Below are 24,507 nucleotides of genomic sequence, written 5' to 3' on the forward strand. Positions count from 1 at the left end.
TAAATAAAGCGCTAACTGCGTTATAATTTTTTCAAGTAGAACAACTACATGTCAAAATTTACGCCTTGTTATCACTGTATTTATCTGTCGCTATAAATGGTCAGTAACTTAACACGATTGGTATTTGTGGTACTGAGTTTGATTATGATGCTGACCCGCACAGTAAATTGGTACCACACTAAATCACAAGCTGATGATTAATCACTGTTTGCAAAGGGCTGCATGATTGCAGCCCTTTAATTATTCAGGCCTAACACAGTTAGCATTGCATATAGCCGCTGAAGATAGGCTTATTATCCAGCGTTCATATTATTAACTTGCTGATAAAAATACGGTTAGCTTATCGCCTATTTTTAAGCGATCGCTTGAAAGGCTGTTCCATTGTTTTAGCTTAGTGATGCTGACTTTGTAATGGTTAGCTATTTTCCACAAGCTTTCGCCAGATTTAACCTTATGCTCTATTTGCGTATCGGCTAACTGCGGTAGCACTAATTTTTGACCAATACGTATGGTACTATTTTTCAAATTATTAAATGCTTTTAGTTGGCTTACAGTTACTTTGTAGCGCTTAGCGATCACGCTCAAACTATCGCCACGCTTAACTGTATAATGTTGCCATTGGCTGTAGTCGTTAGAATCTTGATCAGCAATCATAGTCTCAAATTGCTTTTGCTCACTAGCAGGAACGACGAGATGCGGTGCATCAATAATCGCCGGAAAGCGAATGACCCCGTAGTTTAAGGGCTCTAACTGTTGCCATTGGGCTTTATTATCTAAAATAACTGAGCCAGAAATGGCTATTTTGGCAATTGCATCTTTATTTGCTATTGCAGGGAACGCCATTTTTTGGCTTTTTAATAATTGTGCCGCAGCAAGTAGTTTAGGTACATACTGACTGGTTTGCTGAGGGAGTTTTAAACTGAAAAAGTCAGTTGGTTTACCTTGCTTTTTATTGTTGCTGATCGCTCTAAGTACACGGCCTTCACCTAAGTTATAGGCTGCTATAGCGTGATACCAATCACCATCAAAGCGTTTGTATAAGTACTCCATAAAATCCAGAGCAGCGCGGGTACTGTCGATCACATCTTGGCGGCCATCGTACCAAGGGCTAATTTTTACCTTAAAGTACTTAGCAATGGCAGGCGTTAATTGCCAAAGCCCAGATGCATGCTTGTGCGAATAGGCACTGGCATCAAAGTCACTTTCAATTAGCGGCATTAACGCTAATTCTATGGGTAAGTTCCGTTTTTCAACCTCTGTGACAATATAATAAAGGTAAGGCTCAGCACGGCGACTAATTTCATCCATATAGTTTGGGTGAGATAAATACCATGCAATGCGTTGTTGCACATCTGGGTGGCTAGAATTGGAAAATGTAAGCTGCGCTCGGATGCGTTGCCACACATCATCGAGTTCCTGAGGACTTAAGGGAGCTATTTGCTCAATATTTTCGTTTTGTTCTTTAACAACAATATTTGGGTTAGCCTTAATATCAGGTTGTGAAGATGGTTTTTCGGGTGTGGTTTCACAACCGGATAAAATAACAATCAATGGCAGAATTCGGATAAATCGATTTAAAGACACGTACTAAACTACTCCGAAAATATAAATGCGGTTAACTTAAATCAGGCTAGCTTAACATAGCGTGAGTTAAGAATGACTTGTAGTTGAATTTAACTGTCCCTTAAATTGCTCTTTATAGCGACGCGATAAGTTAAGTACTTTGCCGGTTGTAAGTTTTACTTCACTGTCTCCGCTCGGTAGTGGCGTGATTGATTCAATCGCATCTAACCGAACGCCATGGGAGCGATGAATACGGCAAAACCCTTGCGGTTCTAACTGAGTTATAAGTTGGCTCATAGTTGCACGTAACGGATAAATTCTTGCATCAATATGTAGATTTACATAATTACCGCTAGATTCAAGCCAGTCTATTTGTGCTACGCGGACAATAAATTCTTTTCCCAGTTTTTTTACCAGTAGTCTATCGAAATTTAAATTTTCAGGCGTATCTTCGCCTTGTCTGATCGGTGCTGCTTCACCACTTAATTGGCTCACTACATATTGATAGGTTTTAATAACAGCAATTAAAAATAAGAACCCCCACAAGTCTTTGCGGTATTCATAAAGTAATTCAAACCAGACCAAACCAAAGTCATAATACTTGCCTTGTACGGTGTAAATGAGCTTGCGAATGGTGACCATAATGCCAATATGCAATAACGAAAAAGCAATGCTTGCCAGCAGATATAGCAGTAATGAGCGGGGGATTTTTTGCCAATTAAAAGGCTGGGTTTTTAATAGCCTAACTAAAGCGGGAAACAACAACAAGGTGCCAATAGCGCTGGAATATTCCCATACAAACGGCTCCCAGATCATAAATGGGAGTTCGCCATCTCGCTGGGCTTCCATAATGTTTGAGCTGGCATTTATAGTATTGTTGATAAAAATATAACTAGATAAAAATAATGCCGCATACCATCTCTGGTAGCGCTGAAAATGCGTTAAGGAGATCATTATTATTGTTACTCTTTAAAAGACCATAATTAGACTAGCAAGATAGTGATAGATCACCAAACTTATCATCCCTGATATCCACCGTTTATCCCTACTGACTGTTTTATCAGCCTTTTCTGATTGCTTAACGCAGATTGTTGTTCATATTTGTTATTAATTAGTCGTAAGCTAAATCTACCATGAAACTTAAAATAGTAATTAAAAACACAACACGTACGCTATTACAGCCATGGCTAAATGTATTTAATCAGCATGATGAACTGCCAAAGCGCCGTTATGATCTTGATTGGCTACGGGTGATTGCGTTTGGTTTATTAATTTTTTATCACACCGGCATGTTATACAGCCAAAACTGGGGATTTCATTTTAAAAGCCAGTATTTGTCTAGCAGTGTTGAAAATGTCATGTTGTTACTGTCACCGTGGCGAATGGGACTAATCTGGTTTATTTCAGGAGTAGCGCTGCGCTTTATTATTGCGCGCTTTAGTTTAGATATGTTTTTAGTTACGCGCAGTGTAAAAATATTACTGCCTTTATTGTTTGGCATTTGGTTTATAGTGCCGATTCAGCTTTATGCGCAAATGAGCCAAGAGGTTGGTTTAGCTATGAGCTTTTGGCAGTTCTACCAGCAGTTCTTTGATTTAACTAACCCTTTATTTAATCACTACCAAGCAGGTATTTGGCCACATGTTGATGTAAACCATCTTTGGTACTTACGTTCGTTATGGCAATTTACTTTATTGCTGGTGTTAATGATACCGCTGCTTCATCTCGCTACTGTGCAAGCAATAATGACGCGTTTATGTGAGCGATCGTTAGTTATTGTTTTTATTGTATTGCTATTGCCGCTGTGTATTTTAAAACTGAGCTGGCCGAGTGATACATTCCGATACCCCATGGGCGCGTTGTTTTTACTTTACGGTTACTTGCTTGCTTGGCAGCCTGCATTTTACAGCCAACTGCTACGTCACTGGCAGGCGTTATTAGTGGTATTCATTTTAGGTTATTTAGTTGTCGTGCTGGGTTATCACATGATTTGGCAAAACCCAGCTACGAGCCAATGGCAAATTACCAGCATGGAAATGCTGTATACCGCGCAACGATTAGTGGGTGTGATGTTAATGCTGGCATTAGCAAAACGCTTTTTGAATCACGATCACCCTAAACTGGCTTTACTAAACTGTGCAGTATTCCCTTTTTATTTATTACATCAAAGTGTGATTATTGGCTTAGCCTTTTATTTGTCTGAACTGCAATTAGGTGGTTTGGTGGAGCCATTATTTATACTCAGCCTCACTTTCATTATTTGTTGGCTGGTATTTATTGCTGTTCGCCGTGTCGATCTATTAAGCCCATTTTTAGGGATTAAAGTCACAGGCAAATATAAAGCATGGCAAGTTAAAGCAGGCTTTGGTTGCGGGCTTATATTGGTAAGCCCGCTGATATTTAGGTTGATTTAGCATCAAAAATATAATTTAGAATATTTTATAAATGGTTGGTTTTAGGTGGTATGTGCTACAAAACTCGGTTAGATTAAAAGACTAATATGTGGTTTTGACTGCAACCTTGGCAAAGCAAATTTATTTTAGGGATGATTGATGCGTTTTTTATTACTACTTGTTTTTTTATGGGGCTTGCCTAGCGCAGCTTTTGCTACAACAGCACCTAATTCAACGCCTGTAAATTCAGCTCCGATTATAGCTAATACGCAAAATAGCCAAGATTTTATGTATCAGCAACTGTTTAGTATGCAAAGCCAGCTTGTTCGACTAGATGAAAAGCTACAGCAACAAAAATCACTCGGTAATGATTTTAAAGCCCTAGAAGCGGCGCAGCAAGAGTTAAAAGTACAGCTAGCCAGTCTCCAGACTAAATTAGATGTGCAGGACAAGTTACATTCGGATCGGACAAACCTTTTTAATGAACGAGCAGCAGATATGAAAGACTCATTCAATTGGTGGTTTTTCACATTGACAGTTCTTTTAGCTGGAGGTGGTTACATAGTCTACAGACAGAGTAAAAAAGAAGCTGAAGATGTAGCTAACGTGCAGATGAAAAAATTTATTATGGAAAATTCAAATCAAATTTTAGAAGGTGCGCAGACTTCTTTGCAAGAACAATTGGGCGAGGCTAATGCATCGGTTGAATACTTAAAGAAATATATCGATGAAGCCCATCAGATTATCGAAGAGAAGAGAAAAGAAGTTGAAGCAGCGGCTGATGATGTGCAAAGGTCTATTGCAGAGAAACAAGAGCCAAACCCTGAGTCATTAAGAATATTAGAAAATAGCACTAATAAAATAAGTAAAGGGCATACAACTGCGCGTGAATACTCAAACCTAGCAAGTGTTGGTTATGGGAAAAAGAACTATAAAGAGACTCTAAAATATCTAAATTTAGCTATTAAAACTTTGAAAGATAGTGAAAAACAAACTCGATTTCATGCACAGCTGTTATGGAATACAGCTATTGCCCATTCTATGTTGCAAAATGTAAATGCTGAACTTAAATCTTATGATGAGTTAATACAAAACTTTAAAAGTATACATAATGAAGAGAGTTGGGGTTTTGTTGCAAGAGCGATGTTAAACCAAGGTGTCGTTTATGCTAAGCAAGGCAAACCTGATGACGAGCTAAACAGTTACGCAACCTTGATTGAGCAGTTCAAAGGCTCATCGAATGAAGAGCTTCAAATTGAGGTGGCTAAAGCGATGGCTAACCAAGGCATTACTTATGGTCAGCAAGGCAAACCTGATGACGAGCTCAACAGCTACGCAACCTTGATTGAGCAGTTCAAAGACTCGTCGAATGAAGAGATTCAAATTCGGGTGGCTAAAGCGATGGTTAACCAAGGTATTGCTTATGGTCAGCAAGGCAAGCCTGATGACGCACTCAACAGCTATGCGGCTTTGATTGAGCAGTTCAAAGACTCTCCGAATGAAGCGATTCAAATTCAAGTGGCTAACGCGATGTATAACCAAGGTATTGCTTATGGTCAGCAAGGCAAGCCTGATGACGAGCTCAACAGCTATGCGGCTTTGATTGAGCAGTTCAAAAACTCTCCAAATGAAGCGATTCAAATTCAAGTGGCTAAAGCGATGTTATACCAAGGCATTACTTATGGTCAGCAAGGCAAACCTGATGACGAGCTCAACAGCTATGCGGCTTTGATTGAGCAGTTCAAAGACTCTCCGAATGAAGCGATTCAAATTAAAGTGGCTAACGCAATGTTTAATCAAGGCATTACTTATGGTCAGCAAGGCAAGCCTGATGGCGAGCTCAACACTTATGCGGCTTTGATTGAGCAGTTCAAAGACTCTCCGAATGAAGCGATTCAAATTCAAGTGGCTAAAGCGATGGGTAACCAAGGCATTACTTATGGTCAGCAAGGCAAGCCTGATGACGAGCTCAGCAGCTACGCAACCTTGATTGAGCAATACAAAGACTCGTCGAATGAAGAGATTAAAATTGGGGTGGCTAAAGCGATGGTTAACCAAGGTTTCGCTTATGGTCAGCAAGGCAAACTTGAGGATGCACTCAATAGCTTCACAACCTTGATTGAGCAGTTCAAAGACTCTTCGAATGAAGAAATTCAAAAAACTATAGCTAACCCAAGAGCAAATATGGCCGAGCTTGCTTTACTTTATGAAACGCCAGAACAAGTTCTTACACGTGTTGCTGAGTCAGAAAAATACTCAGATAACCCTGAGAACTTAGCCGTAATGCAGTTTATTCGCTTTTTGCTTGACGATAAAACGATTGAAGAGGTGTTTACTGCCTTAACTGCAATTCCGAAGGAGATGGAATTAACGTGGGGATTTAGTGAGATTAAATATTACCTAACCGATAATTTTGAAGGTGAAAAGCAGCAACAAATTCAGGCCGTTGTGAGCTTTTTTGAGCAACATAAAAATATTGAGCAATTAAGGGTTGAATTAGGGATTACAGACTAGCTCAATACAAGCTTTTTATCGTCGTAAACGACGACCTACGATATATGCTGTGAAATTATGTAGGTCGTGCTTTAGCGCGAAAATGCCAATTCTAATAAGTAGTCATCTTAAATGGTGTTCTACACTCAACCAAACACACATCTAAAGCATGCGCCTTGTGGTTTTGGTACATAAATTAAATCACCGCCGTGGTTGAGCATAATTTGCCTTGATAGGCTCAAGCCAATACCTGAACCTTGTTGTTTAGTGGTAAAAAATGGTACGAAGATCATATCCACCACATGTTCGCTGATGCCTGGGCCATTATCGCTGACTTCAACATAGAGTTGTTGGCTGGCGTTTTGTGCCAAGCTGAGTTTGATGTTTGGCTGAGCGGGGCTTTGCGCGTTATATTTTTTGTTGCTGCTTAACACTTCAAGTGCATTTTTTATCAGGTTTACTAATACTTGCTCTATTTGACTACTGTCTAGCATCACTAATTGCTGGCTTTTAATTGTAAGTTCTATATTGATTTGCAGCTCACGCGACTGTTGTTGATGCAAGGTGACAATACGCGCTAGCATATCGGCTAAATTTTCAGGCGCTAAATTAGGTTTAGGTAAGCTGCTAACTTGGCGAAAACGAGCAATAAAGTCGCCTAAATGTGCCGTTCTTGATGCTAAGGTGCTTAGTGCAAGCTGTAAGTCTTGTTTATCTTCAATATCAATAAAACACAGTTCTTGTGGCAGTAAATTGCTGCACGTATCAGCTAACGATGAAAGCGGGGTAATAGAGTTGGCAATTTCGTGCGTAAGTACTTTAGTTAAGCGCTTATAAGCTTGTTGTTCTTTGAGTTGTAGTTGGTCATGAATTGATTGTAGGCTTACTACGCGACGCACTTTGCCTTGTATTTCGGCGATACTGAGTTGGATAGAAAGCGTGTCGTGCTGCTCGCCATTTTGCCAATAGGTGGTGCTGCGGATATTATGTTCGGCGTTTAAAATTAACTCTCCAACAGCGCCTAACTCATGTAAATTTTGGAAGTTTTTACCCAGTAGTTTGCTGACTGCTGGGTTTGATTCAATCACTTTGCCGTTGTCGTCACATACCATAACCGCTAAATCAACATGAATAAGCAGTGCTTGCAAAAACTGCGCTTGTTGTTCGGCATTAAAGCGTGCTGTTTGCATTTGCGTTTTTACTTGCTCAAATTGTTGGCGCATTGGATGTTGTTGGCCAAGACCTAAGGTGCTGTCGCCATTGGCTAAGGCGCGGATCACCATTTCTGCTTGTTTTTGTTGGCGCTTAAAGAGCGTAAAAATATGCGTTATCAAGGCCGCAGTGACTAATATAGTTAACAGCGAAGTTGCTGAAAGCCCATTATTTTGTAATAGATAACTAACGAGTGCGCTGGCGCTAATAAGTGCCACAATATTAATAGTTAATAATAAATGAGGGCGCATTGTTATAGCCCATACTTTTCAAGACGGCGATACATAGCACCACGCGTTAAACCTAAGGCTTTGGCCGCATGGCTAACATTACCTTGGTAATGTGTTAGCGCTGCACGCACAGTGCGCTGCTCGAGCATCTCAAGATCAAAGGTGTCGTATGCCTCGTTGTCATTGGTGGTTGTATGATTAGTAGTACCAGCACTACCAATCACTGAGCTAACATCAAGATTATCGCCATCACTTAAAATAACAGCCCGCTCAATAGCATGAGCAAGCTCGCGGACATTACCTGGCCATGCATATTGACAAAGTAAGCTCATATCATGTGTTTTTATGGTTAAGTTGCGCTTGTACTTTTGTGCGAAATGATTGAGGTAATAATCTGCTAGCATTGGGATGTCATCACTGCGTTCACGTAAAGCCGGTAAGCGAATTTCAACGGTGTTTATTCGGTATAACAAATCTTGGCGAAAACGCCCCTCGGCGACAGCTTGATCAAGATTGTCGTTAGTGGCACAAATTAGGCGGATATCAATATCAACTGCTTTACTGCCGCCAACAGGTGTAATTTTGCGGTTTTGTAATGCGGCAAGCAGTTTAGCTTGATGCTCTAGGGGTAAATTACCCAGCTCATCTAAAAATAAACTTCCGCCTTGGGCGAGCTCAAATTTACCAATTCGATCGCTTTTGGCATCGGTAAATGCGCCTTTTTTATGGCCGAATAGCTCACTTTCAAATAGGTTCTGTGCCACAGCACCCATGTCTAAACTCATAAAGGTTTGATTATGGCGCATACTTGCTTGGTGAATGGCATGCGCGGTGAGTTCTTTACCTGTGCCGCTTTCGCCGGTGATCAGTATATTGGCATCAGTTTGTGCGGCTTTTTCAATGGTGGTGAATACCTGCTGCATAGCGGCGCTTTGACCTAAAAACTCAAATGGCTGATTATTGAGTACTTGATTAAGGCCGTCCTTTTGACGGGTAAGCTTACCCACTTGCTGTTTGTCTTTGGCATGTGAAAAAGCCGCCGCCACAGCGCCAAGTAGTTGCTCGTTTTGCCAAGGTTTAGCAATAAAATCAGATGCGCCTGCTTTAATAGCATCCACCGCGAGTTGAATGTCGCCGTAGGCGGTCATTAACAAAACAACGATATTAGCGTCTTGCTCGATGATTTTTTTTAACCAATAAAAACCTTCTTTGCCGCTGATGGAGTCTTGGGTAAAGTTCATGTCGAGTAAGATCACATCAATTGGCTGATCAGCTTTGTGTTGCTCGTTAATGATGCCTGCAATTTCAAATGGGTTGTCAGTGGTTTTAACGCTTTGATAATGCTGCTTTAGCAATAACCGTGCGGCGATTAGAATATCGGGGTTGTCATCAACGATTAAAAGCGAGCCTGTGTGTTTCATGATTTTTATTTTTATAGAGTTTTATTTAGCCTAAAACAAAAAAGGAACAGTGTCCATAAATGGACGTTTATAAAATAAAAAAGTGTTCTATTAACGGACACTACAAACATAATAATAATTTCATTTAATTATAAGGTATTGAATTTTAATGTTAAATAAAGTTGGCACAGCGTTTGTAATAACTATCGGTAATTAGTTTATTAAACCTGTATCAAGGTGGCCAACATGGATAAGAAAATAGAACGCTCATTTACCCAAAAGTATTTAAAGAAATTCACCTTTGCAGCATTGGCATTGGGTGTTGCTGCCGCTGCGTATGGGTTTACACAAACAGGTAATACAGGTCGTAGCCAGAATATTGAACGCAGTAGCTTAACCGTTAGCACGGTGAAACAAGGTGCATTTAAAGATGCCTTAAGTTTACGCGGTCAAGTGGTACCAAAAACCAGTATTTACCTTGATACCATCGCCGGTGGGCAAGTTGAGGAGCGTTTAGTGGAGCAAGGCGAATATGTTGAGAAAGGCCAACCACTAGTGCGTTTGAGCAATACCAACTTACAACTAGATGTAATGAGTCGCGAAGCCCAAGTAACTGAGCAGCTAAATTTTTTACGCAATACGCAAATGACTATGGAAACCAGCCGGTTAAATTTACGCCGTGACTTATTAGAAATAGAGCTAAAAATTACGCACCTCACCCGTCGTTTACAGCAAACTAAACCTTTGGTTAAAAGTGGCGTATTAGCGCAGGAGCAACTTGCAGAGTTAGAAGAAGATTTAAATTATTACCACGCTCGTAAAGAGCTCACGCTTGAGCGCCAAAAGCAAGAAAACTCAATCCGTGAGGTGCAAGTCGCACAGTTATCAGACAGCGCTAAAATGCTTGAAAAAAACCTGCAGTTTGCGCGTCGAAATCTCGACAATTTATTAGTCAAAGCGCCTGTTTCAGGCTACCTAAGCGAGCTTGATGTGGAAATTGGTGAATCTAAAAACAGTGGCGCGCGATTAGGCCAAATTGATATTCCAAATGAATATAAATTAGTGGTACGCCTTGATGAGTTTTATTTAAACCAAGTACAGCGTGACATGACCGTGATGATTGAACTTGAAAGCGGCACAGTGAACGCCAAGGTGAGCAAAATTGATAGCCGCGTACAGCAGTCGCAATTTCAAATTGAAGTGGATTTACCAAGTAATACCAAAAGCATTAAGCGCGGGCAAAGCATTGATATTGAGTTAATGCTGGGGGGGGACAAAAACAATGCTCTACTGCTTAAACGTGGCGCCTTTTTTACCAACTCGGGCGGTAACTGGGTTTATGTTATTGAGCAAGGTGGCGATAAAGCAGTGCGTCGTGATATTCGCTTAGGCAAAAAGAATCAAAACTATTTTGAAGTGCTTGAAGGGCTCAATGCTGGGGAGCAAGTGATTACCTCTAGCTACAGTAACTTTGATAAAGCACAGCAACTACAATTTTAAGGAAAATAACAATGATCAAACTAACTAATTTAAGCCGCGTATTTCGTACTCAAGATGTTGAAACAACAGCGCTAAGTAACATTAACTTAACCGTAAACGAAGGTGACTTTTTAGCGATTATGGGGCCATCTGGCTGTGGTAAATCAACTTTGCTGTCTATTTTAGGTATGTTGGATTCACCAAGTGCAGGTAGCTTTGATTTTGCTGGAACAGACATCGCAGGGTACAGCGAAAAGCAATTGTCGGAGCTACGTAAAGCATCAATCGGTTTTGTATTTCAGAGCTTTAACTTAATTGACGAGCTAACTGTATTTGAGAACGTAGAGCTACCATTACAGTATCAAAAAATATCAAAAAGTGAGCGCAAACAACGCGTTGAAGCCATTTTAAAGCGCGTAGGCATTGATCACCGAGGCGAGCATTTACCACAGCAGCTTTCGGGTGGTCAGCAGCAACGGGTAGCCGTGGCGCGTGCATTAGTGATTAATCCTAAACTAATTTTAGCCGATGAGCCAACCGGTAACCTCGATTCTAAAAATGGTGATGAAGTCATGGCTATGTTGCGCGAGCTAAACCGCGAAGGCACCACAGTAATTATGGTGACCCACTCAGAGAAAGAAGGTGCATATGCTGACCGTTTAGTACGCTTACTCGACGGCCAAGTGATGCTTGACAAAGCGAATGTTGTGCAGCAAAGCGCTGCTGAGGTTGCTTAACATGTTTATTAATTATTTAGTGACAGCCCTACGGGCATTTAAACAGCAAAAACAACATTTTTTACTTAACATCATTGGCTTAAGTGTTGGTTTAGCTGCGGCTATTTTAGTGGCCATGTTTGCCTTTAATGAAGCTTCTTATGATGAACAGCAACCTAATGCTGATCGCGTGTATCGTGTATATCAATATTTCCCATCACTTGGAATGGGAGCACCAGTTGTCAATAAAGATGTGATCGCGTCTTTTAAAGACATGGCTGAAATTGAAGACATACTCTCACTTGATTTGGTTCCGCCAGGCTCTGAGTTTGTTCGTGATGGCGTTGGTTACAAATTAGAAAATGTGCTTGCGGCGCGTAGTAACGTGACTGATTTTATCAATATCGATATTGCAGCTGGGGATCTGGCAAAAGTACTTGCAACGCCAAATATGATTGCACTCAGCGAGCAGTATGCAATACGGATTTTTGGTAGCACAGCTATTATTGGTGAAACTTTAATACAGGGAAATAAACGTTGGCAAGTCGGTGCTGTGTTTTCTGATTTACCTGATAATACGCACTTCTTTTTTCAAGCATTAATTAAAGAGCCACCTGCAAATAATAACTTTCAAAATAACAATGGCTATACATATATCCGGGTTACTCCTGACGCTGATGTTGGCAAGCTTGCTAAAGCTATTGAGCATCGCTATAGAGAAGTTGTTTATAAAGATTCTGAGTATGATTCAGCCCAGCTTACATTACACCCCTTAACTGCTTTGCATTTAACCGCAAGCTCTAATTTTGAAATGAAAATGAATGGCTCGCTTTCAACGCTGCGTATTTGTATTGGTTTGAGTATTTTATTAGTACTGCTAGCGGCTTTTAACTTTATCAATATGAGTATTGCGCAATCTGCAAAGCGCGCAAAAGAAGTCGGTGTTCGTAAGGCTCTTGGTGCGAGTAAGACACAAATTGTTTGCCAGTTTTTAGTTGAGTCATTACTTATAACCGTTATTGCAGCACTGATAGCATGCATGTTGGTTGAATTATTAACACCAGCTTTTAACCAATTAGTTGATCGTCAGCTAGCGCTTAATTACAGCTCAGCCTTAGGTGCAGCAATTGCCGTTGTTACCTTATTGGTTGGTTTGCTTGCAGGGATTTATCCTGCGATGTTTATGTCGGCGTTTAGTGCTAAGCGTGTACTTAGTGGTGACATGCAACGCGGCCGCACAGCCATTGCCGTTAGAAAAAGTTTATTAGTTTTACAGTCTGCGTTGTCGGTCGCACTGATCATTGCCGCCTTATTGTTACAACAGCAGCTGGCACATTTGCAGTCACTCCCTGTTGGTTACGCAAAAGAAGGCAAGCTGATGATCAGTGATATTGACGCAGGAGATATATTCTATAACCAAAACAATGTGCTGTTAGATCGCATTAACGCTATTAATGGTGTGAAACAAGCCAGCGTAATAGATATTTCACTAACCGGTGCTTATAACTCGTCTCGTACATTTACGGCTGATAACGGTCAGTTTACTAAACAAACTTTACCCTTTATTGGTGTGGGTAATGATGCTGTGAGTGCTTTGGATTTATCACTGGTAGCTGGGCGTGACTTTAGTGCAAAAATGGGGGCTGATTGGTTTAATAAAGTCAGTGATACTCAAGCTACCGCGTCAGCAATATTGACCGAATCTTTAGCTAAACAAGCGGGCTATGTAACTGCAGAAGATGCAATTGGTAGCATTTGGCGCACAGACACAGGTTACGGCCAAGAACTTACCATAACGATTGTTGGCGTCGTTAAAGATATAAAAGTAGGCAGCGTTAAAGATACGCAGCCCTCAACCATCTTCATTTGCGGTTACACCAGCAGTTGGGTTGGTAGAATTATCGTTAATCTGGATTTAACACAGCTCCCGCATATAAAGTCACAGCTTGCTAGCATCTTGGCCGAAACACTTGATATTTATGACCCAAAAATAGAAATGATGGCTGACAATTATCGTGCGCTTTATCGTAATGATGAACGTGCCACTGAGTTTGTCACTTTATTCTCTGGCTTAGCTGTCTTCTTAGCGTGTGTGGGGACCTTTGGTTTAGCGTCATTCTCGGTATTACGCCGCCAAAAAGAAGTCGCGGTGCGTAAAGTACTTGGCGCATCACGCATCAGTATTATGAATCTACTGGCGAAAGAGTTTTTGATTTTAGTCGTGGTTAGTGTGGCCATAGCATATCCGCTTACTTATTGGCTGGTAGGAGATTGGTTGGCTAATTTTAATGAGCGTGTTGATCAAGCTATGTGGGTTTACTTAATAGCAGCTCTTAGTGTTGCTGCGATCACTTGGCTCACGGTTGCCAGCCTTGCCTTTAAAGCCGCCAGTACAAGACCTTCGTTAACATTAAGGTATGAATGATAACTAGCACAGAACCCTACTTAAGGCCTATCAGAACATCGATAGGCCTTTTGTATATTCTTGTCGTCATAAATGACGACCAACAATTTGAGGGGGGAGGCAGTAGCGGGTTTATCCCGCGACAGGAGCTTAAGCCGAGTTTTTATATGCTCGCAAACTTGAGTCGTGCTGTTTAAATATCTTTAATTTTCACTGCGGGATTACTTGCAACAACAGTATTTGCTGCAATATCTTTGGTGACGACAGACCCTGCGCCTACTACAGCATTATCGCCAATGCTAACACCTGCAAGTACAATAACGCCTGCGCCTATCCATACGTTATTGCCAATGGTTATAGGTGCTGCAAAGTTTTCTTTATTGAGCCGCTCTATGGGATTAACTGCATGAGAGACTGTCAAAAGCTGAACGTTCGGGCCGATTAAACAATCGTCGCCAATGCTTATGGCTCCTTCATTAATTGGCGCATCTAACATAGTGCAGTTAATGTTTATAAAAGTACGATCACCAATTTGAACTTGCGAGCCATAGTCAAAGTGAAAGCCTGCCTCAATAACCACTCCATCGCCACACTGCGCAAAAAGCCCCTTAATGCGTTTTAAATTGCCTTTGCTGGGGCTTTTAGCAAACAAGCGGCAGATTTCATGGGTGATTTTACGTTGCTCTAAGTATGACTTATCAAGGCTGTTGAATTTATTCATGAATTAATGCCATTATTTATAATTTCACTTAGCTTAACTTGATTGCTAATAAGATCAACGCTTGGAAGGGTTTATTATATTGTTATGAATTTAGAGGTATTTTTATACATTCACTTGCCATTTTCATAGTTTCGTTTAAAATCTCGTAACTTTCGAAACGAAACTTAAATGGTTTGCTTAATGACTAAACGAAACACCCAGCAACGTCGTCACCTTATTCTTACTCAAGTTAATGAGTTAGGTGAAGTAGCCGTAGATATTTTAGCTGAGCAGTTTCAAACCTCTGAAGTAACCATTCGTAAAGACTTAACAGCGCTTGAAAAAAGCGGACTATTACTGCGCCGCTATGGTGGCGCGATTGCATTGCCGCAAGAAATTGTAAGCGATGATATTGATTCAAAACGTAAAGTGGCGATTGCCAAAGCCGCAGCAGCACTAATCAAAGATCATAACCGCATTATTATCGACAGTGGTCGTACTACAGCAGCAATGATCCCTGAACTGGGTAATAAGCGCGGTTTAGTGGTGATGACTAATGCAATTAAAGTGGCTAATCGCTTATTAGCGCTGGAAAACGAGCCAACACTTTTAATGACCGGTGGTACGTGGGACCCGCATTCTGAGTCGTTTCAGGGGCAAGTTGCTGAGGGGGTTTTACGTTCTTATGATTTTGATCAGCTATTTATTGGTGCTGATGGCATTGATGTTGAGCGCGGTACCACTACCTTTAATGAACTTGTAGGCCTAAGCCAAGTTATGGCGGGCGCTGCTCGTGAAGTTATAGTGCTGGTGGAGTCAGAAAAAATCGGCCGAAAAATCCCTAATTTAGAATTACCTTGGCAGCAAGTGACTACGCTTATCACCGACAGCAACTTAGCACTCGATACTCGCCAAGCAATACAAGCGTGTGGTGTGCAGTTGATCTGCGCTGAGCTATAAATTTACAAATTCGTGTTTATTACAGGCCGACAACACCTGTGATGTTCATTTAAATATTAAACAACACATACAAACCCAAAGTTGACGCTTTGGCATGTGCAAAAGGAGAAATTATGTGTGGAATAGTTGGGGCCGTTGCAGAACGCCCAGTAAATAAAATTTTAGTTGAAGGCCTTAAGCGTCTTGAATACCGTGGTTACGACTCAGCTGGTGTGGCACTTTTAGATGGTAATACACTTAATACTGTAAAAGCAGTGGGTAAAGTAGTAAACCTTGAAAACGCGCTTGATGAAGCTGGCGTAAAAGGTACTACCGGTATTGCACACACTCGCTGGGCAACTCACGGCGGCGTGACGAAAGCAAACGCGCACCCGCATATTTCAAACAGCGAAATTGCCTTAGTGCACAATGGTATTATTGAAAACCACGCCAGCTTACGTGAAGCGCTGAAAGGCGATGGTTACGAGTTTTTATCAGACACAGATACCGAAGTAATGGTGCATTTAATTCATCAACTTCGCCAGCAGCACACCACTTTATTAGCCTCAGTTCAAGCAGCTGTTAAACAGTTTGAAGGTGCATTTGGTACAGTTGTATTTGATAAAGCGAATGATAACGAAATTATTGTAGCGCGCTCAGGCAGCCCGTTAGTTATTGGTTTAGGCCTTGGTGAAAACTTTATTGCTTCTGATCAACTTGCATTATTACCAGTAACTCGTACCTTTATCTACCTTGAAGAAGGTGATGTAGCGCGTATCACCCGTAACAGTGTGGAAATTTTTGATGTAGACGGCAATGCCGTTGAACGTGAAGTCATTGAATCAAACATCACACAAGATGCATCAGGTAAAGGTGAATACCGTCACTACATGCTTAAAGAGATTTACGAGCAGCCGCTTGCTGTACGTAACACCCTTGAAGGACGTTTAAACGACGACCGCGTAGCGATTGATGCCTTTGGTGAAAGCGCTCAGCAAATATTTAAAGACGTAAAACACGTACAAATTATTGCCTGTGGTACGTCTTACCACTCAGGTATGGTTGCCCGCTACTGGCTTGAGCAATTTGCAGGTGTTAGCTGTAACGTAGAAATTGCCTCTGAGTTCCGTTACCGTCAGTCGTTTGTACACGAAAATAGCCTGCTAGTAACTATTTCTCAATCGGGTGAAACGGCTGATACTTTAGCTGCGCTTCGTTTAGCTAAAGAGCAAGGCTATATGGGGTCAATGACTATTTGTAACGTACCAGGCTCATCGCTTGTACGCGAATCAGACCTTGCCTTTATGACCAAAGCCGGTGCTGAAATTGGTGTAGCCTCTACTAAAGCATTTACTACACAGCTTGTTGGTTTGTTAATGCTTACTGCGTCTATTGCGCAAGAGAAAGGCTTAGATCAAAGTACGATTGTTAACGCTATTAAATTGCTTCCAGCTAAATTAGAAGAAACGCTACTATTGGCTGATGGCATTGCAGACCTTGCAGAAGAGTTTGCTGATAAACACCACTCACTGTTTTTAGGTCGCGGGTCGCAATACCCAATCGCAATGGAAGGCGCACTTAAGCTTAAAGAGATTTCATACATTCACGCAGAAGCCTATGCAGCAGGTGAGCTTAAACATGGTCCATTAGCATTGATTGACGCAGACATGCCAATTATTGTTGTAGCACCAAACAACGAATTGCTTGAAAAGCTTAAATCAAACGTAGAAGAAGTCCGTGCTCGCGGCGGCATCATCTATGTATTCGCTGATAAAGACTCACACTTTGAGTCAGACGAAACCATGCGTGTGATCAACGTAAACCACGTAGATGACGTAATTGCTCCAGTTGTATATACAATCCCACTACAGTTACTTTCGTACTACGTAGCGGTAATTAAAGGCACTGACGTTGACCAACCACGTAACCTAGCTAAATCGGTTACTGTTGAATAAAATCAAAAGGTTATAATGTTTTTTTCATATCAAAAAAGCGCTTAATGCGCTTTTTTTGTGCCTGAAACTCTGTTAGCTTAAGTAACTCATTATTCTCTAAGGGATTAGTTATGCGTTTACTCACCACTCTGTGTTTTGTTAGCTTTTTTGTTTTTAGTTCACAAAATACCTTTGCACAATCTAACACTAAACAACAAAGTACAGATTACTCTGTGCACACGCACACTATTAAATCGGCTGTTTTAAACGAAGAACGCACAGTTACAGTGCAGTTGCCTAAAAGCTATCAAGCTGAGCCAAATAAGGTATACCCTGTTATATATCGCCTAGATGGAGCAGGTAATATACCGCTTGCCAGTGCTGTTATTGAGCGTTTACAAAATGATAATCGTGCGCCTGAGGTTATTATTGTCGCTATTGAAAACACCAATCGATTAAGAGATTTCTATCCGACGGTGAATAAAGAACCCCAAGGCCCTGTCGGTGAAGGGGGTGGGGCTGATAAGTTTTTAGCGTTCTTTGAACAAGAGCTCATTCCTTTAGTTGATAAAAACTATCGTACGCATGATTATAAAGTGATTTCTGGAGCCTCCGCTGGTGGTGTATTTGCGTTATATGCCTTGCAGGCCAAACCTGAATTATTTCAAGCACACATTGCTTATAGCCCTGCGGTTTGGTGGAACTATGGTGCTTCAGTAAAAAGTACAAAGTCGTTTATAGCTAAAAGCAAAGACCTTAATAGTTACGTTTATATCAATATCGGCGAAGAAGCCGGCATCATGCGTGAAAGGTACGATGACTTACAACAATCATTGCAATCGAATAAGTTAGCAAATTTGCGTTTCTTTAGTGATGCGTTTGATGGTGTGTCGCATAACCTGACTTCCGTTGCTGGGGCATTTAATGCCTATCACCACCTATTTTTACCTAAGCAAATGCCCATAAGTGCTTTAACTGACGATGTAGCCTCTATTGATGCTTATTATCAAAGCTTATCTCAACAATGGGGCGAGCAGATAGCGCCACCAGAGGCAGCGGTTAGGCAACTTGGCTACAATCTTGTAAATACAAAGCAGTTTGAGCAAGCAATTGCAGTATTCAAGCATAATATTAAACATCACCTCAAATCTGTGGATGCATTATGGGGGCTAAGTTATGGCTATGAAATGCAGGGCAATCTTAAAAAAGCGCTAGAGTATTTAAAAGCAGCATTAGAGCTTGCAGACACTACTTACCCTTATTTTGATGCGTTAAAAAATGCAAATACAAGGTTACAAGCAGAGTTTGATGAGCGTAATTAGCTTTTTAGTTACTGTGAAATAACAATAAGTTAGAAGTTTTAAATAAAAAAGGCGCTAAAGCGTCTTTTTTATTGGCGGCAACTAAATACTATTTAAACCACTAACCCCTACTTAATACGTGCTAAATACGCTAAAATTACAGGCTACTTTTTTAGCAATAAGCCCGTAATAAATATGACCTCAGCCGCAAGCCCTAGCACGTTTACCGAACTTGGCCTTATCCCAGAGCTACTAGCTCGTTTAACCGAGCTGGAATATACCCAGCCTACGCCAATTCAAGCTAAGGCAATACCAAGTATATTAGCGGGCAGTGACCTTATTGCTGGTGCAAATACCGGCTCTGGTAAAACAGCGACCTTTGCATTACCGATATTGCAAAAAATATCACAAGGTGCACTCAAGCGAGATACCAAAGGGAACTATGTCTCGGCGCTTATTTTGGTACCTACCCGTGAGCTTGCAACGCAAGTAGCTGATAATGTTAAGTCGTATTCGGCGCATTTTAACGGCGCGATTAAAACAGTTGCCGTGTTTGGTGGTGTATCGGTTAATACCCAAATGCAGGCATTACGTGGCGGTGCCGATATCATCGTGGCAACCCCTGGGCGTTTGCTTGATTTAATCTCAAGTAATGCGATTAAGCTCGATAGAGTCAAAACTTTAGTGCTTGATGAAGCTGATCGCATGTTGAGCCTTGGTTTTACCGAAGAACTGGCTAACTTATTAGCGCTTATGCCCGCTAAAAAACAAACCATGTTGTTTTCAGCGACTTTCCCTGAGCAAGTTAAGCTATTAACCCAAGAGTTGTTAAACGACCCGATAGAAATACAAGTACAAAGCAAAGATGAAAGCACCTTAGTACAGCGTGTATTTACGGTTAATAAAGGCGAAAAAACCACGGTTTTAGCGCATTTAATTAAACAGCAGCAATGGCGCCAAGCACTGATTTTTGTCAACGCTAAAAAAGATTGTGAGCACTTAGCCAGTAAGCTCGAAAAACGAGGCGTTAACGCGCAAGTATTCCATGGCGATAAAGGCCAAAGTGAACGTACTCGGGTAATCGAAAAATTTAAAGCAGGTGAAATTGAAGTGCTGATTGCCACCGATATTGCCGCCCGTGGTTTAGACATTGCCAAACTGCCTGTCGTTATTAACTTTAACTTACCACGCAGCCCTGCTGATTACATGCACCGTATTGGCCGAAGTGGCCGTGCTGGTGAAGTAGGCTTAGCGTTATCACTGATTGATTATGAAGACTTTCATCACTTTAAAATTATCGAAAAGAAAAACAAACTACGCCTAGAGCGTGAAGAAGTAACAGGCTTTGCCGTAAACCAAGCCAACCTTGATGCAGCACTTGCGCTTAAAAACGACAAGCCAATGGCCAAGCCTGAAGGTACTGGTAAGAAAAAGAACAGAAATAAAGCCGATGATATAGATGATGTATGGAGCGGCTGGCGTCGTAAGTAACAAACACAAAAAAGCCGACTTCAGTCGGCTTTTTCATTTACAGTAAACAGTTAGTTTACTTATAAAACGCTTCTACTGTGCCTTTTACTTTCATAAGTAATGGCTGGCCGCGGCGGTCTAGTGCTTTAGGTGCGGCTACTTTGATCCAACCTTCACTGATGCAGTACTCTTCAACGTCAAAACGCTCTTTGCCGTTAAGTGTAATGCCGATTTCATGCTCGAATACTTCTTCTACATAAAATTTGCTACGTGGGTTGATCGAAAGTTGATCTGGTAATTCTGGTTTATTTGTATCAGTCATAATTGTGATCTGCATTGAATATATTGTGTGCCATTGTAGGCAATACAGGCCTTAGGCTCAATATACTGATCAAAATAAATTAACTGCACAGTTGCTTTGATTGCTTAATACAGTGGCTAATTATTTCGTCACGAGTGACATCTTTGTCAAAGCAATAATCAAAGCGCATAGTGAGGTTAGTCGCTTGCTCTTGCTCAGGCCAATGCCATTTACGAACAAGTTGTCGGGTAGCCGTTTGTAGCTGGCGGCCATAGCGTTTTGGATCGGTATTATTTATTATTATATTCTTCACTGTGCCGCTTTTTGAAATGACAAAGCTGGTTTCTGCACAGCCTTTACCCTGAATATTCAATAATTCTAGCGGGTATTCATGATTAGGTATTTTTTGTAGTCGGTGCCAAACACCTTGTAGATCTAAGTATTGAGCTTGAATGTCTGCTATGGGCCTTTTATCTGAAATATCATTACTTTGCGATAAAGTATTAAACGAAAAAATTAAGCAGGCTATGTAAACGAGGGCTTTCATAATCATCCTTAAATATTGCTCAGAGCTAAACCTTAACGTAATTTGCTTATAATTAATAGCTTGATTTCTAGACAGGTTTATTTATTTTTTATTAAACTAAACGTTATAATGTATCACTATTTTTTAGTATGTTATATTATATCCAAATAAACCTAGCTATTATTAAAAGTGGATCATGAAGTACTCAGCATTAACTCTTGTCTTTGCAGCACTTTCTTTTGGCTCTAATGCCACAGAATCAGATATAGAAACCATCACTATTGCACATAAGCAAGCCTTTAGAGGCGATATTCCGCTTAAAGAATTACCGCAGTCAATTACCACATTAAGTAAAGAAATGATGGTTGATAATGGCATTACCAAGTTTAGAGATGCACTGGATTTTTCTGCCAGTATTTCTCGTAAAAATAATGGCGGGGCATTGTGGGATAGCTACTCTATACGGGGGCTATCGGGTAATGAAAATATGCCATCCGGCTATTTAATTAATGGCTTTAGTGGTGGGCGAGGTTTTGCGGGCCCACGTGATGTATCTAACATTGAATATATTGAAGTGTTAAAAGGTCCTGGTTCTGCACTCTATGGTCGTTCTGAACCAGGTGGTACAATTAATATCATTACTAAAAAACCACAGTTCTATCAGCAAGGCCAGTTAAAAGCTGAACTTGGCAGTGAAGATCATAAACGTGTGCAAGGTGATTACACTAACGGCCTAACTGAAGATATTGCATTTCGAATTAATGGTGCATGGCAAGATAGTGACAGTTTTCGAGATCACGTACATCATGATAAGTTTGTGATCACGCCTTCTTTGTATTACAGCATCAATAATAAATCGTCATTAACGTATGAGTTTGAATACGTTGACCAGCAGCAAATGTATGACCGAGGTATTGTTGTACTTAACGATAATTTTGACACCGTACCTAGAAGTCGCTTTTTAGGTAACCCTAATGATGCGCCAACTAAAGTGCACTCTCGCGGACACCAACTTAATTATGACTATGACTTTAATCGCGACTGGTCACTCTTATTGGGCGCTAACCATCGTACCGCTACGTTAACAGGTTTTTCGTCTGATGCTGAACTATCTCCTCCAAGACAGACTTTGTCTTTAGATAATCCTATGCTTACGCGTCAACACCGTTATAGAGATTATTACTCTAATGATTTGTCAGTACGCGCAGAATTAAGTGGTCATTTTGATCTTGCTGATATCACTAACCATGTTTTGATTGGTGTTGATGGGTATGACTATGAGCTTCGCACTGGGCTTTATCGTTATCGTGGTGGTAAAGATACGTACACATTAAATATTTATCAGCCAAACTACAGTGAAGGGCAAGGCCCCGATGTTGCGCAACTGTATGAAAACAATGAAAAGCAAAAGGCATACGGTATTTATGTACAAGATCAGTTAGACCTTACCGAGCGTTTTAAATTAATGCTGGGATTGCGGTTTGATGAAATTGAGCAGAATATTTTCGAGACTAAGTCAGGCGTTGCCTCAGATAGCACGATGAACCGACTTAGCCCACGGCTAGGGATGGTATATGAGCTAAATGATGCGATTAACCTTTATACCAGCTATTCCGAAGGGTTTATACCTTTAAGTGGTACTGATGCTAAGGGTAAATCGTTTGGTTTTGAAGAAAGTGATTCCTTTGAAGTGGGTGTGAAGTTTGGCTTTGACAACGTAAGCGGTACCATCGCTTTATTTGATGCTAGCAAAGGCAACATGTTGGTGGCTGACGATAAGGGTTATTCAAAACCTATTGGTAAAGTAACCAGTAAAGGTATTGAGGTTGATCTGACTGGTAGTTTAGGTGAAAACACTCAGTACACACTTTCGTATGCTTACGTAAAGGCTGAAACGGCCAAAGACATGATTAATGTTGAGTGGTTAGAGCCTATTCCTAAAGGTAGCCCGTTAGTTAACGTACCAAAAAATAATTTTTCGCTTTCTTTAAATCACAATACCCGTGTACTTGAGCAAGACATTAAATTTGGTGGTCATTATCAATATATTTCAGAGCGACTAGGCGACCCAATAAGCTTATCTTTTAACTTACCAAGTTATCAACTGGTGGGTTTATTTGCTCAATGGCAGGCGACTGAACGGACAAATGTTTCACTTAATGTTGATAATGTATTTGATGAAAGCTACATAGCCAGTAGCTACAACGCATTATGGGCCTACCCTGGTGCACCAACACAGTTTAAATTGGGTATAACATATGACTTCTGAACAAGTTAAAAACCGTATTCACAGTATCGATATTATGCGTGGCGTGGTTATCTTACTCATGCTACTTGATCATGTGCGAGAGCGTTTTTTCTCGCAAATGCCGGTATTAGACCCAATGGATGTTGACGTTACCTCTTCAGGGTTGTTTTGGAGCCGTTTTGCTGCGCACTTTTGCGCGCCAACCTTTATCTTTTTAACAGGGCTTTCGGCGTGGCTTTATAGCCACCCAAGCTCAGGTAAAGTACGCTCTGCACGTAGTTTTTTAGTTAAGCGGGGGTTGTTTTTAATTGCCCTTGAAGTTACGGTTATTTGCTTTTTGTGGATTTGGTTTATCCCGACTATTTTTCTACAAGTGATATGGGCTATTGGCCTGTGTATGCTGGCTCTGGCATTACTAATTAACTTACCGCAACGACTATTGTTAGCATTGGGTTTATTGATCGTTTTTGGCCATAACTTACTCACACCAATTACCTTCAGTCCTGATGAGTGGGGTTATACCTTATGGACTATTCTGCATGATCGCGGCTTTATCTCTGAAGGTGGTTTAGTTAATGTCAAAATCAGTTACCCAGTATTACCTTGGATTGGGGTTATATTACTTGGTTACTGCGCAGGCCCACTGTACGCACATAATCGAGACAGTGAAGATCGTAAACAGTGGCTGATTGGTTTGGGCTTAGCGTGTATAGCGTTATTTGCTATTTTACGCGGCTTAAATATCTATGGCGAAACGCTACCTTGGCAGCAGTTTTCAACAGCAGTGCAAACGGCTATGTCGATATTTAACGTTACCAAATATCCACCTTCACTGAGCTTTTTATTAATCACTTTAGCGCTGATGTTTTTTGGCTTATGGTTTTTTGAGCGTCCGTTAAATCGCTTTAGTAATGCTTTAAGAGTGTATGGCTCGGTGCCGATGTTCTTTTATATTTTTCATCTTTACGTTTTATTGATTTTATACACAATTTGCAGTGCTATTTTTGGTGCTAATCATGGTGCATATTTTGCCGTAAATGATATTACATGGATTTGGTTAATTACGGTTGTGTTAGCCGTTACTTTATATTGGCCAACTAAGGCATTTAGTCACTATAAGCGCAAAGCAAATAAACCTTGGTTAAAGTATTTATAGTAACAAACAGCGGTTATAGCGCCGGCTATTTATCCACTTGTT

18 protein-coding genes are annotated in these 24,507 nt (G+C 40.8%); 11 read left to right on the plus strand and 7 right to left on the minus strand.

The genetic code is table 11. The annotated features are described in order from the left end of the window. Window positions 1-312: 312 nt before the first annotated feature. Window positions 313-1,584, minus strand: a complete 1,272-nt coding sequence (locus H5162_RS06555; protein WP_182730660.1) for a LysM peptidoglycan-binding domain-containing protein — start codon at window positions 1,582-1,584, stop codon at window positions 313-315. A gap of 66 nt (window positions 1,585-1,650) precedes the next feature. Continuing rightward, a complete protein-coding gene (locus tag H5162_RS06560; protein ID WP_182778063.1) occupies window positions 1,651-2,514 on the minus strand; it encodes a LytTR family DNA-binding domain-containing protein in 864 nt (287 codons plus the stop codon). Between the two features lie 182 nt (window positions 2,515-2,696). Between H5162_RS06560 and H5162_RS06565 the strand changes: the two genes are divergently transcribed. Both H5162_RS06565 and H5162_RS06570 read left to right on the plus strand, forming a co-directional pair. Beyond that, on the plus strand, window positions 2,697-3,977 hold the full coding sequence (locus H5162_RS06565) for an acyltransferase (protein ID WP_182777990.1): 1,281 nt from the start codon (window positions 2,697-2,699) through the stop codon (window positions 3,975-3,977). 138 nt (window positions 3,978-4,115) lie between these two features. Next, window positions 4,116-6,470, plus strand: a complete 2,355-nt coding sequence (locus tag H5162_RS06570) for a tetratricopeptide repeat protein (RefSeq protein ID WP_182760556.1) — start codon at window positions 4,116-4,118, stop codon at window positions 6,468-6,470. A gap of 125 nt (window positions 6,471-6,595) precedes the next feature. On the opposite strand, the gene H5162_RS06575 is transcribed toward H5162_RS06570, so the two are convergent. After that, entirely contained in the window at window positions 6,596-7,912 is a 1,317-nt protein-coding gene (locus H5162_RS06575) for a PAS domain-containing sensor histidine kinase (protein ID WP_182777993.1), read from the minus strand. Window positions 7,913-7,914: 2 nt separating this feature from the next. Beyond that, a complete protein-coding gene (locus tag H5162_RS06580) occupies window positions 7,915-9,312 on the minus strand; it encodes a sigma-54 dependent transcriptional regulator (RefSeq protein WP_182777995.1) in 1,398 nt (465 codons plus the stop codon). Window positions 9,313-9,537: 225 nt separating this feature from the next. Here H5162_RS06580 and H5162_RS06585 point away from each other — a divergent pair, with 225 nt between their 5' ends. From H5162_RS06585 to H5162_RS06595, 3 genes are read left to right on the plus strand one after another with little or no spacing between them, the layout of a single operon-like run. Next, a complete protein-coding gene (locus tag H5162_RS06585) occupies window positions 9,538-10,791 on the plus strand; it encodes an efflux RND transporter periplasmic adaptor subunit (RefSeq protein ID WP_182777996.1) in 1,254 nt (417 codons plus the stop codon). Between the two features lie 11 nt (window positions 10,792-10,802). Beyond that, window positions 10,803-11,507 carry an ABC transporter ATP-binding protein gene (locus tag H5162_RS06590; protein WP_182730664.1) on the plus strand — a complete coding sequence of 235 codons (705 nt, stop codon included), beginning with the start codon at window positions 10,803-10,805 and terminating at the stop codon, window positions 11,505-11,507. A 1-nt stretch (window position 11,508) separates the two neighbouring features. Continuing rightward, window positions 11,509-13,911, plus strand: a complete 2,403-nt coding sequence (locus tag H5162_RS06595) for an ABC transporter permease (RefSeq protein WP_182730665.1) — start codon at window positions 11,509-11,511, stop codon at window positions 13,909-13,911. A 172-nt stretch (window positions 13,912-14,083) separates the two neighbouring features. On the opposite strand, the gene H5162_RS06600 is transcribed toward H5162_RS06595, so the two are convergent. Next, the gene (locus H5162_RS06600; protein ID WP_182777998.1) at window positions 14,084-14,611 is read right to left on the minus strand and encodes a sugar O-acetyltransferase; all 528 of its coding nucleotides are present in this window, start codon (window positions 14,609-14,611) and stop codon (window positions 14,084-14,086) included. Between the two features lie 180 nt (window positions 14,612-14,791). On the opposite strand from H5162_RS06600, the gene H5162_RS06605 reads away from it, so the two are divergent. The 4 genes from H5162_RS06605 (at window position 14,792) to H5162_RS06620 (ending at window position 20,255) form a co-directional block, all read left to right on the plus strand. After that, window positions 14,792-15,550 (plus strand): DeoR/GlpR family DNA-binding transcription regulator, encoded by a 759-nt coding sequence (locus H5162_RS06605; protein WP_182730667.1) that lies wholly within the window; start codon window positions 14,792-14,794, stop codon window positions 15,548-15,550. 113 nt (window positions 15,551-15,663) lie between these two features. Beyond that, window positions 15,664-17,484, plus strand: coding sequence for a glutamine--fructose-6-phosphate transaminase (isomerizing) (glmS, locus tag H5162_RS06610; protein WP_182734993.1), 1,821 nt, complete (start codon window positions 15,664-15,666; stop codon window positions 17,482-17,484). 110 nt (window positions 17,485-17,594) lie between these two features. After that, window positions 17,595-18,785 carry an alpha/beta hydrolase-fold protein gene (locus H5162_RS06615; RefSeq protein ID WP_182778001.1) on the plus strand — a complete coding sequence of 397 codons (1,191 nt, stop codon included), beginning with the start codon at window positions 17,595-17,597 and terminating at the stop codon, window positions 18,783-18,785. Window positions 18,786-18,959: 174 nt separating this feature from the next. Then, on the plus strand, window positions 18,960-20,255 hold the full coding sequence (locus tag H5162_RS06620) for a DEAD/DEAH box helicase (protein WP_182778003.1): 1,296 nt from the start codon (window positions 18,960-18,962) through the stop codon (window positions 20,253-20,255). 55 nt (window positions 20,256-20,310) lie between these two features. Here the strand turns inward: H5162_RS06620 and H5162_RS06625 are convergent, their stop codons facing one another. Further along, complete coding sequence (locus tag H5162_RS06625) at window positions 20,311-20,556, minus strand: DUF3297 family protein (protein ID WP_149982278.1); 246 nt, start codon at window positions 20,554-20,556, stop codon at window positions 20,311-20,313. Between the two features lie 79 nt (window positions 20,557-20,635). Beyond that, window positions 20,636-21,082, minus strand: a complete 447-nt coding sequence (locus H5162_RS06630; protein WP_182734996.1) for an energy transducer TonB — start codon at window positions 21,080-21,082, stop codon at window positions 20,636-20,638. A 175-nt stretch (window positions 21,083-21,257) separates the two neighbouring features. Between H5162_RS06630 and H5162_RS06635 the strand changes: the two genes are divergently transcribed. Further along, window positions 21,258-23,330: a TonB-dependent siderophore receptor gene (locus H5162_RS06635; protein ID WP_182778005.1), complete on the plus strand. Its 2,073-nt coding sequence runs from the start codon at window positions 21,258-21,260 to the stop codon at window positions 23,328-23,330. Further along, window positions 23,320-24,465, plus strand: a complete 1,146-nt coding sequence (locus tag H5162_RS06640; protein ID WP_182778007.1) for a DUF1624 domain-containing protein — start codon at window positions 23,320-23,322, stop codon at window positions 24,463-24,465. The genes H5162_RS06635 and H5162_RS06640 overlap by 11 nt, the downstream gene beginning before the upstream one ends. Window positions 24,466-24,507 lie beyond the last annotated feature (42 nt).

Origin of the sequence: Pseudoalteromonas sp. SR41-8 (assembly GCF_014163915.1) — a bacterium.
GTDB lineage: Bacteria > Pseudomonadota > Gammaproteobacteria > Enterobacterales > Alteromonadaceae > Pseudoalteromonas > Pseudoalteromonas rhizosphaerae.

Excerpts from the sequence above, each read along its gene's own strand:
- H5162_RS06565 (WP_182777990.1), top strand. The coding sequence starts at position 2,697 with ATGAAACTTAAAATAGTAATTAAAAACACAACACGTACGCTATTACAG.
- H5162_RS06570 (WP_182760556.1), top strand. The coding sequence starts at position 4,116 with ATGCGTTTTTTATTACTACTTGTTTTTTTATGGGGCTTGCCTAGCGCA.
- H5162_RS06575 (WP_182777993.1), bottom strand. The coding sequence starts at position 7,912 with ATGCGCCCTCATTTATTATTAACTATTAATATTGTGGCACTTATTAGC.
- H5162_RS06580 (WP_182777995.1), bottom strand. The coding sequence starts at position 9,312 with ATGAAACACACAGGCTCGCTTTTAATCGTTGATGACAACCCCGATATT.
- H5162_RS06585 (WP_182777996.1), top strand. The coding sequence starts at position 9,538 with ATGGATAAGAAAATAGAACGCTCATTTACCCAAAAGTATTTAAAGAAA.
- H5162_RS06590 (WP_182730664.1), top strand. The coding sequence starts at position 10,803 with ATGATCAAACTAACTAATTTAAGCCGCGTATTTCGTACTCAAGATGTT.
- H5162_RS06595 (WP_182730665.1), top strand. The coding sequence starts at position 11,509 with ATGTTTATTAATTATTTAGTGACAGCCCTACGGGCATTTAAACAGCAA.
- H5162_RS06600 (WP_182777998.1), bottom strand. The coding sequence starts at position 14,611 with ATGAATAAATTCAACAGCCTTGATAAGTCATACTTAGAGCAACGTAAA.
- H5162_RS06605 (WP_182730667.1), top strand. The coding sequence starts at position 14,792 with ATGACTAAACGAAACACCCAGCAACGTCGTCACCTTATTCTTACTCAA.
- glmS (WP_182734993.1), top strand. The coding sequence starts at position 15,664 with ATGTGTGGAATAGTTGGGGCCGTTGCAGAACGCCCAGTAAATAAAATT.
- H5162_RS06615 (WP_182778001.1), top strand. The coding sequence starts at position 17,595 with ATGCGTTTACTCACCACTCTGTGTTTTGTTAGCTTTTTTGTTTTTAGT.
- H5162_RS06620 (WP_182778003.1), top strand. The coding sequence starts at position 18,960 with ATGACCTCAGCCGCAAGCCCTAGCACGTTTACCGAACTTGGCCTTATC.
- H5162_RS06625 (WP_149982278.1), bottom strand. The coding sequence starts at position 20,556 with ATGACTGATACAAATAAACCAGAATTACCAGATCAACTTTCGATCAAC.
- H5162_RS06630 (WP_182734996.1), bottom strand. The coding sequence starts at position 21,082 with ATGAAAGCCCTCGTTTACATAGCCTGCTTAATTTTTTCGTTTAATACT.
- H5162_RS06635 (WP_182778005.1), top strand. The coding sequence starts at position 21,258 with ATGAAGTACTCAGCATTAACTCTTGTCTTTGCAGCACTTTCTTTTGGC.
- H5162_RS06640 (WP_182778007.1), top strand. The coding sequence starts at position 23,320 with ATGACTTCTGAACAAGTTAAAAACCGTATTCACAGTATCGATATTATG.